The organism is Bradyrhizobium sp. UFLA05-112, from assembly GCF_053572325.1.
This window is the reverse complement of sequence record NZ_JBANBK010000067.1, coordinates 20,307-36,304: the sequence shown is the minus strand read 5'-3', so window position 1 is coordinate 36,304 and position 15,998 is coordinate 20,307. Positions and strand designations below refer to the sequence as shown.

The following is a 15,998-nucleotide window of genomic DNA, read 5'->3' as shown; positions in this document are numbered from 1 at the left end:
GCCCCTGGCGCTGCGCTTTCGTTTGAAGCGAACGAGGCCCGGAGTTGGAGACTAGTCCAGCCGGGCCTCGTAATCGGCGACGCCCTGGGCGGCGGCGCCGATGTCGGGAATTGATTGTGTCCGGCCACGTGACGAGGGCCGTTGCAGGCTTCGCAAGCTAAGCGGGCAAGCTGACAGCGACCTTACAGGTGGTTCCGGTGGGCGACGACACCTGCCAGCCGGACCAGTCCAACTTCGCGTTGCCTTTGCGGACTGCCTGCGTTAAGCGACTGAAATTCCTGATTTGGAAGGGTGGCCGAGTGGTTTAAGGCACCGGTCTTGAAAACCGGCGTGCCCGCAAGGGTACCGTGGGTTCGAATCCCACCCCTTCCGCCAATGCAGCTCGGATCCGGAAGCCGAGCGGCCCGAATCAAAGATTCGCGCGATCGGTTTGGCCTCACGCCAGCGGAGGCGATCTCCGCGCTGCATGGTGCTGGCGCAACCGGATGCAGAGATAGTGCTGGACGGAATGCACTGCCTCACGGGGACCATTGCCGATCGCGCCCGCGATCTTCGAGAACGGCATGTACGGGAACGACGAGGCCCGCCGGCGGAACCTGGCGGGCCCCTAATCGTACTAATTTGCGTCGGCCATCGCTTCTGTTGAGGCAGGGCAATTGGAAGTGGCCGGCAGGGGCCGCTGGCCGTTGCACAGGGTCGGCGGCCCCACCTTGAGTTACAAACCTATCGACGGCTGATCAATGCGGGAAAACGTCGCGTGACTGCCGGTTCACGCTGGCGAGCCTTAACATAGGAGAATTGACTTCCGGTATCGCGATGCCGACATTGGTAAGATGCGGCGCGGGGACCGTAGCGATGAAAGACTATCAAGCCCAGCTCGAGAAGCTGCGCAGGGACGCGGCAGAGTGCGCCTTGATCCGCGATCTGGCGACCGACAGAGACAAACGCGACTTGTTTGATCGCCTCGCCGCTCACCTCACAGTTCTTGCGGATCAGGTAGAGATGGCGCTGCTCGAGAGGCGAAAGGCGACTGGCAGTTAGTGGCTCACGCCGGCGCGCGCCTATCGCCTCATACGCGCAGGCGCCCCCTCGGGATCGTTCTCGCCAAGTCGCGTCTGAGCAACTTCCGCGGTTCGGGCCGCCTTGCAGCCTGCCATTCTGGCGCGTCGTGCTCCTTCTGCGGCAGCGCAGCGATGTACTCGCCGGCATCACGCAGCATCACCAGCTTGCGGCCGTTGGCCTCGATCGGATCGTCAAAGCCGCTCCCCAGCCCTGTGCAACCACGTCTATTCTTGCCGGCAGGCTAGAGGGTACCGGGCACAAGATGAGGAAGTCAGCACTTCGCGGACGCTTCGGGGAGCTGTATGTTGACAACTTGACAGTGCCGTCGTGGCACCGACCCCCGCCATGTTTCCGGGGCCTGCGACCACGCGGTTGCAAGGGAGAGAAAAATGCGCCTGTTCTTGGTGGCGTTCTTCGCATTATCAGCTGGGCTAACCCTCGCTCATGCACAAGACAAGACCAAACAGTCTGTGTCGTCGTGTAGCTATACTCTACGCAGCGGGGATTCGTACGACGTGCCCGCCGGCGAGGCTCTTTGCTGGCGCGTGCCTGCGCCTTCCTACAAGGAATACACGCTGCTAACTTGTGGATCGCCGCCGTCGTTGCAGGAGATTGCCCGGGTGAAACCAGGCGATCCTCGCTGCAAGAAATACGAGGAACGGCAATAGATCTTGATGTGAGCCGCGATCTCGACCAGCTTGCGCGCGGCGGCTTCCCGGACAGGCGAAGGGACATAAGGAACTATCTGGGTTGTCGCCGATTAAATCCTTGCCGAACGCGCGCACATGGGAGTGCGTGTCATGCGCCTTCAGACATTCAAGGACGACAGCCGCTCCAGGCACTTCGATTTGATCGGTGGAAAAGGACACCACTGGTCAATTGATCTGGTCACGGCAACGGCTGCGAGCATCCTAACGGTAGGCTTCGCGTGTGCCCTCGTGGCCCTCTGGGTTCGCTAGCGGCACAGCGGAGTTCACTCCAACCGAAACACAAAATCCACCGTGTGTCTCACGAGTGGCGGGGCCGATCGTCGCCGTGTCCGGCAGAAGTAGACGGCCGCGCCCTGGTCGACGTCATATGCCTACCGGCAAGATGCGCGCGATGCGCGTGAGCGGCGTCGTGGTCTATTGCGCGGACGACATGCCGCAATCAAAGCGACTTCCCAAGAACCTCGCAAAGAGGCTCGCAACGGCCGCGAGCCATTGCGGACGTGGGGAAAGGCTGGCGGGAACTGACCCCGCTTAGGATCGAATTCGGCCAATCTGGGTTAACGAAAACCGAGGCGAGGCAGCGGTGGGTTATTCTATGCTTGGATTGGCAATTCTGTTCGCGGCAGTCGGGTTGGGTTTTGCCGTTGGTTACGGCACCCGAGAAGTCGTCTCACGCAGACGACACGTCGAATATTTGGCATATGCGCCATATCTCGGGCCTCCACAGCCGAATGTTTCACATACCAGGGATGACGGTCGCTTGGGGCAGCAGCCAACCACGTCGGTCAGGAACATCTTCTCGATATTGGCCGATCGCCTCAGCTTCGCGCTTGCTTTGGATTTTACCTTGGCGCTGCTGCTGATCCTGTTGCTGCCAAGGCCGTTATGACCCTTCCGGACGATCCGAGCGAAAAACTGTCGGCCGTATCCCGTGCGTTTGGGGCGGGTCCCGCGTCGGCCGGCGCCGTTCGCACAGGAAGCACAACCGGTGAAGGCCGTCGACACAAGGAGGCCGCCTCGGAAGGCGGCCTCAATTCGAAAGCGCTGATCTAATTCCGTGTTGAAATGAACTCGCAGCCAAAGCCTCAAGCTGCGACCAGCCCCGGGTGCAACAGTAGATCGGGAATTCAAACGTCTGCCCGGCGAGAGAAGGCTACCAACGTCTGCATACGCCGCTTTAAAATGCAAATCAGATCGAGAAAAGTCGGCAAATTTGAATCTGTTCCTCTGTGCAAAATTGGACATTACAAAATGCCGGACCGCTCTAGGCTCGCTCGGCTTGGCCAGCCAATACCGCCAAGCAAAACTCCAACGGCCCCGGCATTGTAGGTGGTGCTGGGGCCGTTTTTCGGCAGCACGCCAGGAACGCGCTTGCGCGGAGATCATGCTCAAACAACAACCCAAGGTGCGCTGGCGATTCACCCTAATCTCATCGCGCTTTCCACGATTAGGAAATAGAGCGACGCCACGGCGCAAATTGCCGCTCGTCCTAACTCCGTCTGTGCGTTCGAGGCGCAAGGCCGCCGCCATGACCAGCGGCCTTCCCCGGTTTCAAAAATACGAAATGAAAAAGCTCGCCCCCGGAATTGCCTGGTTTCCTAGAGGCCTTCCGGCGAGCGCATATGTGAATCGATTCGAGAGCCAAACCTGTTTTCAATGGGAAACTACGTAGGCAATGGTCGCGAGCAGCACGATCAGCCAAGAGTACCATGCGATGAAAACCCAGCTGTCAGGTTGAAGCTTTCGCATCTCAAAAGTGAGTACCCTCGGCCTGGATATCCTTTGATCTAGATCAAGGTGGCGAGTCGCTTGGCGATGCCGCATGGGGTGAGAAGTGAGCCCGCCATCCTCTATGGCGGGATTTTCTTCGTCTGTTTGGGCGCGATCATCGGGACCCTTTGAGTAAGCTGCGGCTCGGGCCTGCGAAAGAAGTTGCCAGCCCGACGTGGCCTCACGATCAAAGGACCCGACCTTTCGCCTGCGCCGCTTGGGAGGGCGCGGCGCGCGGCTTGATCGGCGTCAGTTCGCCGGATGGAGAGATGATGGCGACCTCCTGACGGCGGCACTTCGGACAGACGAACTTCACCTCATGCGGTCGGCTCGACCAGCTCGCATGCTTGAGGTTGGCCGACATCGGCCAAGCTTCGCATTGCGGACACGAGATCAGAAATCGACCAGGGTCGAGCATACCCATTCCAAAGCTCCAAGAGCCTGCCCGTAAGCTGAAATGTCCCACATATGTAAATAGTTCCGCGGGCGGGCAGGGCGGCGACGCAGGCCTGCCACGTTCCTGATGCGCGTCACATCTTGAATGCGACCCGCGTCGGACCGACGACAACGAGTTTGGCCGAAGCGTCGCTGCTCAGCTTCGCTTCTCTTTCGACCTCAGCCGCATCCCGATCTGCTGACGAATGGTCTTTGCAAGTGGCCGCACCGCGGCGACGGCGAAGCCGCAGAAAAGCATCAGCCAAGTCGCCAGCGCCGCGCACCACAATAGATCTTCCAGAATCTTGGGCATGATTTGCCCCCCAAAATGACTGCCTGAAATGAGAACAGTGTCCCTCAACCTCTGAGCGGCCACAAGGCGTCCTGAAAGTAGCAGCGAAGCGATATCAGTCGCGGAGAAGCCGCTGAGCGCCAGTTTTGCTGGGGAAGCGGGCCCGTTTCCCAAAATTCCCTCGATCGGTGATTGTGAAACGGAGGATCGATTCTCGGGGTAATCGGTTGGATCCGGATGCGCATCCGGGTCATGACATGGGCAGGTTCGCTGACCCTTGTTGGTGTTCTTGTCTCTGCTTGCGTGAATTCTGACCATGCGAGGCCGACAATTCGATCGGGCGCGCCATGGGCTCGCGATCTCAACGAGCCGCCCCCAAGTCGAGAGCCCGCCAACGAAGCGGCGGTGCCGGGAATAAAAGCGGATCTGAATGCTGCGCGAGAGAAAGCACCGCGCTGAGGGGAGACTTCCGTCGACGCCTCCTTTGCCCCGGCAAAGTCTCAGTGCTGAGGGCCACTATCCGATTATCCTTTCCAGGGCGACGAGAGCAGTAAAGACGATCACGACGACTCCAATGAAGGTAATGCCGAGGAAGACGTTGTGCATGGTGCCGCGTTTCCTTATTCGCCGCCGCGGCCAACTGCCGCGTAGGCTATTCGCGCGTCTTTCGGATTCCGACCGCGCGTCTGTCCGCAACGCGGGCACGAGTTGGGTGATCCCCGCAATCAGCTTTAATCAGCTTTCAACGTCAGTGGATTTTGATTTCCTTCAACGGGAGCCGAAGCTCGGCCGCGCGTTCTTCGCGATCCTTCTTGCGAAACTCGATCTCTCGCCGCTCGAATTCACTGAGTTCCCTTCGAGCCGCTTCCAGGATGCGATCACGTGGCGTCGTTCCTGGTTGTGTCCGTTCGGTCATTCCTTACCCCGGTGTTTTGGAAGGGGCACAGCGCCGTAGAATTGCGGATTTATGACGGCAGCGCGAGGACTATCGGTCCAGGCATTCTCACGATCGTGCCAAGAGATAGTGCCAAGCGATCGCGCCAAGCGACCGCGGCAAGACAAGCCTTTGGCGCGTGCGGCTGGGTCCGATCGTTGTGCCGGCAATTTGCCCGACGCGTCAATTGCGGGCGCCGCCGAGGCAACCCTCGCCGGCAACGCCCGCGCTACTGTGCATGGGGTTGTTTTCGATATTTTTGTTTAAGCGTGGTCCGCGCCGGTCCCGCGGCGGTTTTTCAACGCCGATGCTCTGATCGGCGTGTGTCGGGGCGGAAGTTTCACTGCCTGCGGTACACCCGGGGCTGCTGCGCGCCCGGCTGCTGTCCGGTCTGTTGCTGCTGCTGGAAGAGGACGCGCGGGTTCAGATCGCAATAGGTGTTCCACCGGCCCGAAGCGGACGCCAGGCACTGCGCCTTCGTTTCATACGAGCAGTCTCCAGACCAGCCGAGCTGTCCGCCAAAGACGCACCAGGGGTAATCATAGGAGGCGGGAAGGGCGGAGCCTGCGCGAGCGGCTGTTGCCGCGACCAGCAGGGCCAAGATGGCTAACGTCATGCGCATGATCATATCTCCTGTCCTAAGGTCTTTGGCGGCGGGCAAGCCCTCGAGCCATCCCACACGCCGCCTCAACGCGATCAAGCGCGTGGAGGATCAAGCCAAGTGGCTCGCCAGTCCACCCAGGCGCGATTTTTTTCTCGCCATGTGTGAACTGCCTCACATCCGGAATGCCGATCCCCTGCTACAGATCACGCATTGCTTTACTTATCCATTATTTAAAAACGCACCCCCGGCTGTTGCTATGCCGGGGGTGTTTTTGCGTGGAGCCGAGGCGAGGTGCTTCACTTGTCTGCGCAGCGGCCCAGGCTTGGACTGGGCCGCAATCAGAATGAGGCAAATCTCGCTATTGGAATCCGGTCAGGCGGCGTTTTTGTTCAATGCCGGCGGGATGAGCGCGCGGGACTGAAGGAATGCTTCAGCGCCGCGATCAAGCCCGCGGTCGAACGTGTCGACGATCTGGCTTCAATCGCTTCCGCCGCGACGCGGCAATCCGCGGCAACCTTCAGCAGGCCGATCCGCGCGAGGTCGAGGGTGGAGAGCTCCGCCTGCTCCAGACACACACGCTCCAAACGGCGGAATTCCCGCAGCTCTCTGCTCATGCGCTGTCCCCGATGGTTGAGGATAACCCAACCGCGATTCTCCTTAATGCGCGGTAAATCAGGCCGTGCTGGCCCCAGGCTGGTCACCCCCGCCTGTGCTATAGTCCAGCGCATGACCTGATCCCCGACGGCCCGCACCGACGGTTCCATCGTTCGGCCGGCGACTCGACCAGGCAACCAAGGCAGATGGCAAAGCGACCACGGAGACGATCGCAACGGGAGGGAGCCTGATCATGACCACGTTCGACAAGCGCGAGCAGGGCTTTGAAGCCAAATTCGTTCACGACGAGGAGCTCATGTTCAAAGCCACGGCCCGGTCCAACAAGCTGCTCGGCATGTGGGCCGCAGGGCAGCTCGGACTGAGCGGCGATGCCGCAAGCCGCTATTCGACGGAGCTCGTGACCGCCAATCTGGACAACAAGACGGTCGATGATGTCCTGGCAAAGGTCTCAGGCGATCTCGCCGGCAAGGGCATCACGCCCGAGCAGGTTGCACAGAAGCTTCAGGAATTCCTGCACCAGGCCGTACAGCAGCTGAAGGGCCCCGACTAGGGTTGTTCGTGATTGCGCGTGGCCGTGTCGCTCAGGCGATCGACGAAAGCGATCCCGATCGCTGATGCTACGAAGGTGATGTGAATCAGGACCTGCCACATCACGCCCTGCTCGGTAAAGCTGGCGCGGCCTGAGCCGAGATTGCCGGCCTCGATGAAGGTGCGTAGCAGCGCGATCGAGGAGATGCCGATGATGGCCATCGCGAGCTTGATCTTCAGCACGCTTGCATTGACGTGGCCGAGCCATTCCGGCTCGTCCGGATGGCCCTGGAGATCGAGCCGCGAGACAAAGGTCTCGTAGCCGCCGACGATCACCATGACCAGCAGATTCGAGATCATGACCACGTCGATCAGCGCCAGCACGCTCATCATGATCTGCTGCTCGGTCAGATCGAGCGCGTGCCAGGACAGATGCCAGAGCTCCTTGACGAACAGCGCAATGTAGACGCACTGCGCAACGATCAGCCCAAGATAGAGCGGCAATTGCAGCCAGCGCGAGCCGAAGATGACCATCGGCAGCGCGCGCAGGCGCGGCGAGGCCGGAAGGCGGGGCTGGCTCGTCGTCTCAGGCTCGCTCGACATTTTCAGGCAATTCCCCGCTTCGGTTGCACGGTGGCCAGATGTAGCCCGACATGATGGCCTGCGGAAGACGTGACGTCAGGATCATGCGCCGCCTGCGGCATGATGCTATTCTGACTTCCGGGCGGCGCTGATTTTCAGCTGAGATCATTGGAGACATCGTGCGGACGATTGCGGCTGTTGCGACCATCGTGCTCTGCGGAGCCGTAATCACCGAAGCGGCCGCGGTGCCGCTGACGCCATTTCGCTACGCGGACCAGGCGCAACGCTATTGTCCGAACGACAGGGTGGTGTGGCTGGATTTCAGAAAGGGACGCTACTACGCCAAGGGCCAGAAGCTCTACGGGCAGGGCTTTGATGGCAGCTTCGTCTGCCTCAACGAAGCTAAGAGCAGCGGCTATCGCGGCTCGGTGCTGGGCGTGCGCTGAGCTGCACCTGGCCGCGTGCCTCGTGAGCTACTTGCTCTCGCTCGGCAGCTTGACCGGCACGTGCGGGGAACTGCTGACGACGCGGGGACTTCCGTCCGGATAAGTGCGGCTCGTCCGGATCAGCGTTTCCAGAACCAGGAAGAATTTCTCGGCAAGCATGTCTCGTCACCCTCGTTGGTGATGGCCTCTTGAAATGAGTCGAGGCGCGAGAGGCGGAAATTCAATCAACTAAAAGGGAGGCGGGCGATCCGAAAACTCTGCACAGGCCGATCGGCAGGCTATTGCGCCGCAACATCGCGGCAGATGGATAATGGAAAGGTTGGCGCTCTCAGGCGAACGCCAAGGCCATCAGACTCGAGCAGAGCAGAACCAAGCCGCCTGCGGTCAACGCCAGAAAGCCGTCGGACACCAGATCATGATTGCGCATAGTACACCTGCCGCTCTCTTACTCGATGCTCGACCGGATTGATTAAAAGTTTCCGAACGCGCTCAACTGAAAGAGGTGATGCTTCCGCGCGAGGCATTATGCCCTCGTGCGGTATCCTTCGAACGCATGGGCCAGAAAAATCCCCGCGCTTACCAGACCCATCAGTGCTGAAACCGTCTCAATCATCGCAAACTTCCGTTGCGCCCCTCGCACACGCGACAAAACGCGTACCGCCTTGCACAGTCAAAAGGATTCCAATGTGCGCACTTGCAATCGGCAGGCAGTGAGGATTTGGCGCAACAGTTTGTCCAGGACTGGGACGGGAATAGGGCGCTTGGCGCGCCGGTGCTCCGTAGATCAACGGAGAGAATGCCAACCTCTGGTTTACCATCTCGGCGCGAGAGTCGCGCGCTCCCCATTTCCGCCGTGATCGCGTTGCGATATTGTCACCACTTCCGAACCGGTGGTGGGCCGTTTCGGGCAAGTCCGGCAGAAGGCCTCCTTGTGGGCACGCGTCCGGCGAGATGGTATTGGGGCGAATGGGGATCCGACGGTCAGATTCGATGGTGCGGGCCGCGCGTGGTGTTGCGGCTGCCGCGACCTGCCTCGTGCTCGCCAACTGTGCCTCATCGGGCAAATTCGCCAGCCGCGTCGATCCGAAATACGGCGTATCCTCCAGCCCGCGCGTGGTGGCCTGGGGCGATCCCGTGCCCAAGGGCGGCGGCACCTACCGCATCGGCAAGCCCTATGTGGTGGCCGGCAAGACATACGTGCCGGAGGAAGACGCCAACTACCGCGCCGAGGGCCTCGCTTCCTGGTACGGCGACGATTTCCACGGACGCCTGACAGCCAATGGCGAGATCTTCGACATGGGCTCGCTCACTGCGGCGCACCCGACCTTGCCAATGCCGTGCTACGCGCGGGTGACGAATCTTTCCAATGGCAAGTCGCTGATCGTCCGGGTCAATGACCGCGGGCCGTATCACGGCAACCGCCTCATCGACGTCTCGAATAAGGCCGCTGAACTGCTTGAATTCAAAGGCAACGGTGTTGCCAAGGTCCGCGTCGAGTATGTTGGCCGGGCGCCGCTTGAGGGATCCGACGACCGCCAGCTGATGGCCACCTTGCGCACCGGCATTCCGGCGCCGACCCCCTCCATGGTCCGCGTCGCCTCGGCAAGGCCCTTCGTCCCGGAGCTGTCAGCCTCCAGCCATGGTGCGATCCGTGGCGAGGTTCCGTTGCCGGAAGGGCGGCCCTACAGCCTCGGCAATACTTCGGCGGATGTGGCCTCGATCAACGCGACCTCGGAAATGTCGGCTTCGAGCCGCAGCCGCGGCCGTGCGCTCCACAACGCGCGGGCGGTGTCCTACGACCAGGACGGCCGCGATACGTCGGATGCGGCGCCATCGGCAGCCTATGTCTCCGACGACGGCGCGGCAGAGGCGCGCAACATCCTGAGCGGCCGCGGGCTCTACTGAGCCGCGCTTTCCTTCAGGAACTTCACCAGGGCCGTATTGACCTCGTCGGGCCGCTCCTGCTGCACCCAGTGGCCGGCACCGTCGATGATCAGCTTGCGCTTCAGGTTGGGCAGCACGCGCTCGAGCTCATTGACGCGCTTGGCGCCGATCAGACCGGTGATCACGCCGTCCTTGGAGCCGGCGATGAACAGCGAGGGCTGATGGATCTGCGCATTCTGCCAAGGCGCGGTCAGCTCCCAATTGCGGTCCAAGTTGCGGTACCAGTTGAGGCCGCCGCGGAAGCCGGACTTGCGATAGGCCTCGGTGAAATAGGCAAGGTCTGCCTCTGTCAGCCAGCCCGGCAGCGGCTCCGAGCCGCTGGCGTGGCCGAGAAAGCCCTTGTCGTCCTGAACGAACATCGCCGCCGTCGGGTCGGACAGTCCGCGCCCGCCCAGTACGACGCGCATGGTGTGGGCGACATCGCGCTCGAGCTCAGCCTCGGCAACGCCGGGCGTCTGAAAGTACTGCCAGTAGAAATTGGTAATGCCGTTCTCACGCAACAGGTCGAGCGGCTTACCGCGACCGCGGAACGACGGCGGAACGCTCAGGCCCGCCACCGCCGTGAACATGTCCGGCCGGAACAGCGCCGCATGCCAGGCCACCGGCGCGCCCCAGTCGTGGCCGATGACCATGGCCTTGGTCTCGCCAAGTGCCTGCACCAGGGCAACGACGTCACCGACCGTGTCGAGGATGGAGTAGGCGGCAACATTCGACGGTGCGGTGGTCCGGCCGTAGCCCCGCATGTCCGGAGCAACGACACGGAAACCGGCTGCCGCCAGCGCCGGGATCTGGTGACGCCAGGAGTAGGAGAGCTCAGGCCAACCGTGGCAGAGAACCACGAGCGGTCCCTGGCCCTGTTCGCGGATGAAAAGATCGATCCCATTGGCTGGGATCACGCGGGAGGAGGACATCGCTTTTCCGCCTTCTTTCAGAGGTTTGGTCGGAAATCGTGAGGCGCCACGATAAGGATGCCGGCCCACCTGTGCAATCTTCGGGTGATGATCCGGTTCCCCGTGTTGTTTGCGCGGGGGCCAACTGTTAGAACGCCGCTCTCGGGGCTTCGCCATGGTATTTCGCTTTCCTCCGATCCGACCATCCCGGTTCGCCGCCGGGTGGCTCGCGCGCGGGCTCGTTGCGGTCGGCGTGGCCTTGAGCCTCGGCTGGGGCGGGGTGCTCTATGCTGCCAATCAAAGCGTGCAGGGCGCCAAGAAGGAAGAAGCCGGCTTCGACGGCGACGCACCCACCGCGATCCTGATCGAAGCGTCGAGCGGCAGCGTGCTGTTCGAGAAGAATGCCGACGAGCTGCGCGCGCCCTCCAGCATGATGAAGCTGATGACCGCAGAGGTCGTCTTCAATGCCGTCAAGAAGGGCGACGTCAAGCTGACCGACGAGTACCGGATCAGCGAGAATGCCTGGCGGAAGGGCGGTGCGCCCTCCGGCAGTTCGACCATGTTCGCCGCGATCAACAGCAAGGTATCGGTCGACGATCTCCTGCATGGCGCGATCATCCAGAGCGGCAACGACGCCTGCATTGCGCTTGCCGAGGGCTTGGCCGGCAACGAGCGCCTTTTCGCCACCGATTTCATGACCAAGCGCGCCCGCGAGCTTGGCCTGACCAAATCGACATTCGCCAATTCGAACGGGCTGCCCGATCCCGGCAACAAGATGACGGTGCGCGAGCTCGGCGTTCTCGCGCGCCACATCATCCTGGATTATCCGGAGTTCTATAAGCTGTTCGGCGAGAAGGAGTTCACTTGGAACAAGATTCGCCAGCCCAACCGCAACCCGCTGCTCAACGCCATGGAAGGCGCCGACGGTCTGAAGACCGGCTTCACCAAGGAGGGTGGCTACGGCATGGTCGGCTCGGCCGTGCAGAACGGCACGCGGCTGATCGTCGTCGTCAACGGTCTTGAGGACTCCGAGGATCGCGCCACCGAAGCCAAGAAGATGCTGGAATGGGGCTTTCGCAACTTCGAGACCCGGACGCTGATCGCGGCCGATCAGCCGGTGGGCTATGCAAAGGTGTTCGGCGGCGAGAGCCGCTCGGTCAAGCTCGTCGCCAAAACCCCGGTCAAGGTGATGGTGCACAAGAACGGCGGCGACAAGCTGATCGCGCGCATCGTCTATAGCGGCCCGGTGCGCGCGCCGGTCCAGGAGGGACAGCCGGTCGGCGTCGTGCGGGTCTGGCGCAGCGGCCAAATCGCGGTGGAGACACCGGTCTATGCGGCGGAGGCAATCGGCACCGGCTCAACCGTGCGGCGCGCGATCGACGGCGCGAGCGAGCTCGTGATCGGCATGTTCCGCGCGGGCGCCGAGAAGCTCTGACCATGAGCGAGATTGCAATGAAGCCGCCGTCGGGGCGCGGGCGATTCATCACCTTTGAAGGCGGCGAGGGCTCCGGCAAATCGACCCAGATCAAGCGGCTCGCCGACCGGCTCAACGCCATGAAGCTGAAGACCATCGTCACCCGCGAGCCTGGCGGTTCGCCGGGCGCCGAGATCATGCGCCATCTCGTGCTGTCCGGGATGGGCAAGCTGCTCGGGCCGGATGCCGAGACGCTGTTGTTCGCGGCCGCCCGCGACGACCATGTCCGCACCGTGATCGAGCCGGCACTCAACCAGGGCACGTGGGTCCTGTGCGATCGTTTCGCCGACTCGACGCGAGCCTATCAGGGCAGCCTCGGCAGCGTGCCCGAAGGTGTCATCAACGCGATGCAGCGGGTCACGATTGGAGATCTCAAGCCGGACGTCACGATCATCCTCGATCTGCCGGTTGAGATCGGTCTCCAACGCGCGGCCGCTCGGCGTGGTAGCGGCACGCCGGATCGCTTCGAGGGCGAGAGCCTGAAATTCCACCAGGATCTGCGCGAGGCCTATCGCAAGATCGCAGCCGGCGATCCCGGTCGCTGCGTGCTGATCGACGCCAGCGGCGACGCGGACACGGTCGCCGCGCGAATCTGGGCGGCGTTGCGCGATCGCGTGTTCAGCGCGCCGACGAAGGCTGCGTCCGCATGAGCCCGCGCCAGACCGAGCGCGAGACCGCGATCCCGCATCCGCGCGAGACCAGCCGCCTGTTCGGCCATCGCGAAGCCGAAGTGGCGCTGCTCACCGCCTATCGCAGCGGGCGCATTCCGCATGCCTGGCTGATCGGCGGACCGCAAGGTATCGGCAAGGCGACGCTGGCGTACCGGATGGCGCGTTTCGTGCTCGCACACGGCCAGCCGCTCGGGCCCGCCGTGCAGCGGGCCGAGGATCTGTCGATCGATCCGAACGACGCCGTGGCGCGCCAGGTTGCCGCCGGCTCACATGGCGGACTGTTGACGCTCGAGCGCACTGCGAACGATCGCGGCGTAATGCGGACGGTCATCACGGTCGACGAGACGCGCGAGACGATAGCGTTTTTCGGCTCGACGGCGGCTGCCGAAGGCTGGCGCGTCTGCATCGTCGATACCGTCGACGAGCTCAATCCGAACGCGGCGAACGCGCTGCTGAAGATCCTTGAGGAGCCGCCGCAGCAATCGCTGTTCCTGTTGGTCAGCCACGCGCCGGCGCGGGTGCTGGCGACGATCCAGTCGCGCTGCCGCAAGCTGCGGCTGCGCTCGCTGGCGATCGACGACGTGATCGGCGCTGCGGCCGTGGCCGCCGATCTTGACGTGAGCGATCCAGCTCTGCGAGAGGCGGCAGAGGCTGCCGAGGGCAGCGTCGCACGGGCGCTGACGCTGCTCGGCGGCGATGCGCTGAAGCTCCAGCAGCGTACCGCGGCGCTGCTTGCGCGCCTGCCGCAGGTCGATCCAAAGGAGTTACACACGCTCGGCGATTCGCTTGGCACCAGCGACCGCGTGGCGCTCGCGGCCTTCATCGACGGCATCGACCGCTGGATCGCCGAGCGGTTGCATGCGGATGAGGCCAGCGCCAACCAGAACCTGCCGCGCCTTGCACGGCTTGCGGAGGTATGGGAAAAGATCGTCCGCGCCGCACGCGACACCGAAACCTACAATCTGGAGCGCAAGCCGCTGGTTTTTTCGGTGTTCGGCTGGCTCGCGGACGCAACGCGCTAGGCGCTGGTTTCCATTTTTTTGAGAGCCGTAAAGGAATTCGTGGTGGCAACGCGAGCTAAGAAAACCGTCAAACGCAAGAGCGGCAAAAAGGCTGCGAAGAAGACCGCCAAGAAAACGGCCAAGAAAACCGCCAAGAAGGCTGCGAAGCGGTCGGCCAAGTCGCGAGCGCGCAAGGCTGTCAAAAAGACCAGCAAGGTTGCTGCCAAGACAGCGAAGAAGTCCAAGGCCAAGGCGCGCGTGACCAAGACGCCGAAGAAGGCCAGTAAGGAGAGCGCGAAGAAGCAGCTCGCGGCCAAGAAGAAGGCCGCCGGGAAACCGGCCAAGGCCGTGACGACGACCGTGGTGGCTGCGCCTCCCGCGGCGCCGGCCGCCGCCGCGGCTCTTCCGAAAGTTGCGAAGCCGAAAGCGCCGCGCACGCCTGCGAAGAAAGTAGTCGCTCCGCAGGCCGCCGCGCCAGTGGCCGCGCCGTCGCGCGAAAATGCCTTCTACATCACGACCGCGATCGCCTATCCCAATGGTCAGCCCCATATCGGCCACGCCTACGAGGCGATCTCGGCCGACGTGCTCGCGCGCTTTGCGCGGCTCGAGGGCAAGGACGTGTTCTTCCTGACCGGTACCGACGAGCACGGGCTGAAGATGATCCAGACCGCGCAGAACGAGGGGCTGACGCCGTCGGCGCTCGCGACGCGTAACGCCAACCGCTTCAGGGAGATGGATCAGCGGCTCGACGTCTCGTTCGACCGTTTCATCCGCACCACCGAGGAGCAGCATCATCGCTCCAGCCAGGAGATCTGGCGGCGGATGGCTGCGAGCGACGACATCTACGTCGACACCTACGCCGGCTGGTACTCGGTGCGCGACGAGGCGTACTATGCTGAGGACGAGACGCGCCTGAACGATGACGGCGTGCGGCTCGGCCCGCAGGGTACGCCGGTCGAATGGGTGGAGGAGAAGAGCTATTTCTTCCGATTGTCTGCCTATCAGGACAGGCTCCTGAAGCTCTATGAGGACAATCCCGAGTTCATCGGTCCGGATGCGCGCAAGAACGAGGTGGTGAGCTTCGTCAGAAGCGGCCTGCGCGATCTCTCGATCTCGCGCACCACCTTCGACTGGGGCGTGAAAGTGCCCGGCGACGAAGAACACGTGATGTATGTCTGGGTCGATGCGCTGACCAACTACATCACCGGCGTCGGCTTTCCCGACGAGAGCGATGGCAATTGGCGCTATTGGCCGGCCGATGTCCATATCATCGGCAAGGACATCATCCGCTTCCATGCAGTCTACTGGCCTGCATTCCTGATGTCAGCCGGCATTCCCGTGCCGAAGCGGGTCTATGCCCATGGCTTCCTGTTCAACAGGGGCGAGAAGATGTCGAAGTCGGTCGGCAATGTCGTCGATCCCTTCAATCTCGCGGATCAGTATGGCGTCGACCAAATGCGCTATTTCTTTCTGCGCGAGGTGCCGTACGGCCAGGATGGCAACTACAACCATGAAGCCATCGTCGCGCGCATCAATGCGGATCTCGCCAACGATCTCGGCAATCTCGCACAGCGCTCGCTGTCGATGATCGCCAAGCAGCTCGGTGGCGTGCTCCCGGAGCCCGGCGAGTTCAGCGACAACGACAAGGCGATGCTGGCGCAGGCTGACGGCATGATCGCGCTTGCGCGCGAAGCGATGGCGACGCAGCAAATCCATCAATGGCTCAACGCGGTATGGGCCGTGGTCGCCGAAGCCAACCGCTATTTCGCGGGCGAGGCGCCCTGGGCGCTGGCGAAGACCGATCCGGCGCGGCAGAAGACGGTCCTGTATGTGACCGCCGAAGTCGTGCGTCAGATCGCGGTCCTGACCCAGCCCGCGATGCCGAGCGCCTCGGCCAAGCTGCTCGATAGCCTCGGTATCCCCGAAGGCGAACGCACCTTCGCGATGCTCGGCGGCGAGAAGCGGATCGCGCCCGGCTCGGCGCTTCCTGCGCCGACGCCGGCGTTCCCGCGCTACGTCGAGTCGGCTGCCTAAGGCCCG

Annotated in this window: 18 protein-coding genes and 1 tRNA gene; 11 read left to right on the top strand and 8 right to left on the bottom strand. The window is 62.6% G+C overall.

What is annotated here, in order from left to right; translation table 11 throughout:
* Positions 1–285 precede the first annotated feature (285 nt).
* The 4 genes from SO180_RS30800 (at position 286) to SO180_RS30785 (ending at position 2,661) form a co-directional block, all read left to right on the top strand.
* A tRNA-Ser gene (locus SO180_RS30800) sits at positions 286–375 on the top strand.
* A gap of 480 nt (positions 376–855) precedes the next feature.
* Complete coding sequence (locus tag SO180_RS30795) at positions 856–1,041, top strand: hypothetical protein (RefSeq protein ID WP_449382593.1); 186 nt, start codon at positions 856–858, stop codon at positions 1,039–1,041.
* Between the two features lie 410 nt (positions 1,042–1,451).
* Positions 1,452–1,730 (top strand): hypothetical protein, encoded by a 279-nt coding sequence (locus tag SO180_RS30790; RefSeq protein WP_449382592.1) that lies wholly within the window; start codon positions 1,452–1,454, stop codon positions 1,728–1,730.
* 625 nt (positions 1,731–2,355) lie between these two features.
* Positions 2,356–2,661, top strand: a complete 306-nt coding sequence (locus SO180_RS30785) for a hypothetical protein (RefSeq protein WP_449382591.1) — start codon at positions 2,356–2,358, stop codon at positions 2,659–2,661.
* 1,068 nt (positions 2,662–3,729) lie between these two features.
* Here the strand turns inward: SO180_RS30785 and SO180_RS30780 are convergent.
* The 5 genes from SO180_RS30780 to SO180_RS30760 form a co-directional block, all read right to left on the bottom strand.
* Complete coding sequence (locus SO180_RS30780; RefSeq protein WP_449382590.1) at positions 3,730–3,966, bottom strand: hypothetical protein; 237 nt, start codon at positions 3,964–3,966, stop codon at positions 3,730–3,732.
* Positions 3,967–4,134: 168 nt separating this feature from the next.
* A complete protein-coding gene (locus tag SO180_RS30775) occupies positions 4,135–4,587 on the bottom strand; it encodes a hypothetical protein (protein ID WP_449382589.1) in 453 nt (150 codons plus the stop codon).
* A gap of 430 nt (positions 4,588–5,017) precedes the next feature.
* A complete protein-coding gene (locus SO180_RS30770) occupies positions 5,018–5,185 on the bottom strand; it encodes a hypothetical protein (protein ID WP_449382588.1) in 168 nt (55 codons plus the stop codon).
* A 358-nt stretch (positions 5,186–5,543) separates the two neighbouring features.
* Positions 5,544–5,831, bottom strand: a complete 288-nt coding sequence (locus SO180_RS30765) for a DUF3551 domain-containing protein (RefSeq protein WP_449382587.1) — start codon at positions 5,829–5,831, stop codon at positions 5,544–5,546.
* A 365-nt stretch (positions 5,832–6,196) separates the two neighbouring features.
* Positions 6,197–6,421, bottom strand: a complete 225-nt coding sequence (locus SO180_RS30760) for a hypothetical protein (RefSeq protein WP_449382586.1) — start codon at positions 6,419–6,421, stop codon at positions 6,197–6,199.
* Between the two features lie 233 nt (positions 6,422–6,654).
* On the opposite strand from SO180_RS30760, the gene SO180_RS30755 reads away from it, so the two are divergent.
* The gene (locus SO180_RS30755) at positions 6,655–6,972 is read left to right on the top strand and encodes a DUF1476 domain-containing protein (RefSeq protein ID WP_449382585.1); all 318 of its coding nucleotides are present in this window, start codon (positions 6,655–6,657) and stop codon (positions 6,970–6,972) included.
* Here the strand turns inward: SO180_RS30755 and SO180_RS30750 are convergent.
* Positions 6,969–7,553 carry a TIGR00645 family protein gene (locus SO180_RS30750; RefSeq protein ID WP_449382584.1) on the bottom strand — a complete coding sequence of 195 codons (585 nt, stop codon included), beginning with the start codon at positions 7,551–7,553 and terminating at the stop codon, positions 6,969–6,971. The genes SO180_RS30755 and SO180_RS30750 overlap by 4 nt on opposite strands.
* Positions 7,554–7,711: 158 nt before the next feature.
* Between SO180_RS30750 and SO180_RS30745 the strand changes: the two genes are divergently transcribed.
* A complete protein-coding gene (locus tag SO180_RS30745; protein ID WP_449382583.1) occupies positions 7,712–7,978 on the top strand; it encodes a hypothetical protein in 267 nt (88 codons plus the stop codon).
* Between the two features lie 27 nt (positions 7,979–8,005).
* On the opposite strand, the gene SO180_RS30740 is transcribed toward SO180_RS30745, so the two are convergent.
* Complete coding sequence (locus SO180_RS30740) at positions 8,006–8,137, bottom strand: hypothetical protein (protein ID WP_256375276.1); 132 nt, start codon at positions 8,135–8,137, stop codon at positions 8,006–8,008.
* 831 nt (positions 8,138–8,968) lie between these two features.
* Here SO180_RS30740 and SO180_RS30735 point away from each other — a divergent pair.
* Positions 8,969–9,883 (top strand): septal ring lytic transglycosylase RlpA family protein, encoded by a 915-nt coding sequence (locus SO180_RS30735; protein WP_449382582.1) that lies wholly within the window; start codon positions 8,969–8,971, stop codon positions 9,881–9,883.
* Here SO180_RS30735 and SO180_RS30730 read toward each other — a convergent pair.
* Entirely contained in the window at positions 9,877–10,833 is a 957-nt protein-coding gene (locus SO180_RS30730) for an alpha/beta fold hydrolase (protein ID WP_449382581.1), read from the bottom strand. The two genes, SO180_RS30735 and SO180_RS30730, sit on opposite strands and share 7 nt — an antisense overlap.
* A 154-nt stretch (positions 10,834–10,987) precedes the next feature.
* On the opposite strand from SO180_RS30730, the gene SO180_RS30725 reads away from it, so the two are divergent.
* The 4 genes from SO180_RS30725 to metG are packed head-to-tail and all read left to right on the top strand — an operon-like array spanning position 10,988 to position 15,992.
* The gene (locus SO180_RS30725) at positions 10,988–12,247 is read left to right on the top strand and encodes a D-alanyl-D-alanine carboxypeptidase family protein (RefSeq protein WP_449382580.1); all 1,260 of its coding nucleotides are present in this window, start codon (positions 10,988–10,990) and stop codon (positions 12,245–12,247) included.
* A gap of 2 nt (positions 12,248–12,249) precedes the next feature.
* Positions 12,250–12,936 carry a dTMP kinase gene (gene tmk / locus SO180_RS30720; RefSeq protein WP_449382579.1) on the top strand — a complete coding sequence of 229 codons (687 nt, stop codon included), beginning with the start codon at positions 12,250–12,252 and terminating at the stop codon, positions 12,934–12,936.
* On the top strand, positions 12,933–13,979 hold the full coding sequence (locus SO180_RS30715; RefSeq protein ID WP_449382578.1) for a DNA polymerase III subunit delta': 1,047 nt from the start codon (positions 12,933–12,935) through the stop codon (positions 13,977–13,979). Before tmk ends, SO180_RS30715 begins: the two co-directional genes overlap by 4 nt.
* A 42-nt stretch (positions 13,980–14,021) precedes the next feature.
* A complete protein-coding gene (gene metG / locus SO180_RS30710) occupies positions 14,022–15,992 on the top strand; it encodes a methionine--tRNA ligase (protein ID WP_449382577.1) in 1,971 nt (656 codons plus the stop codon).
* Positions 15,993–15,998 lie beyond the last annotated feature (6 nt).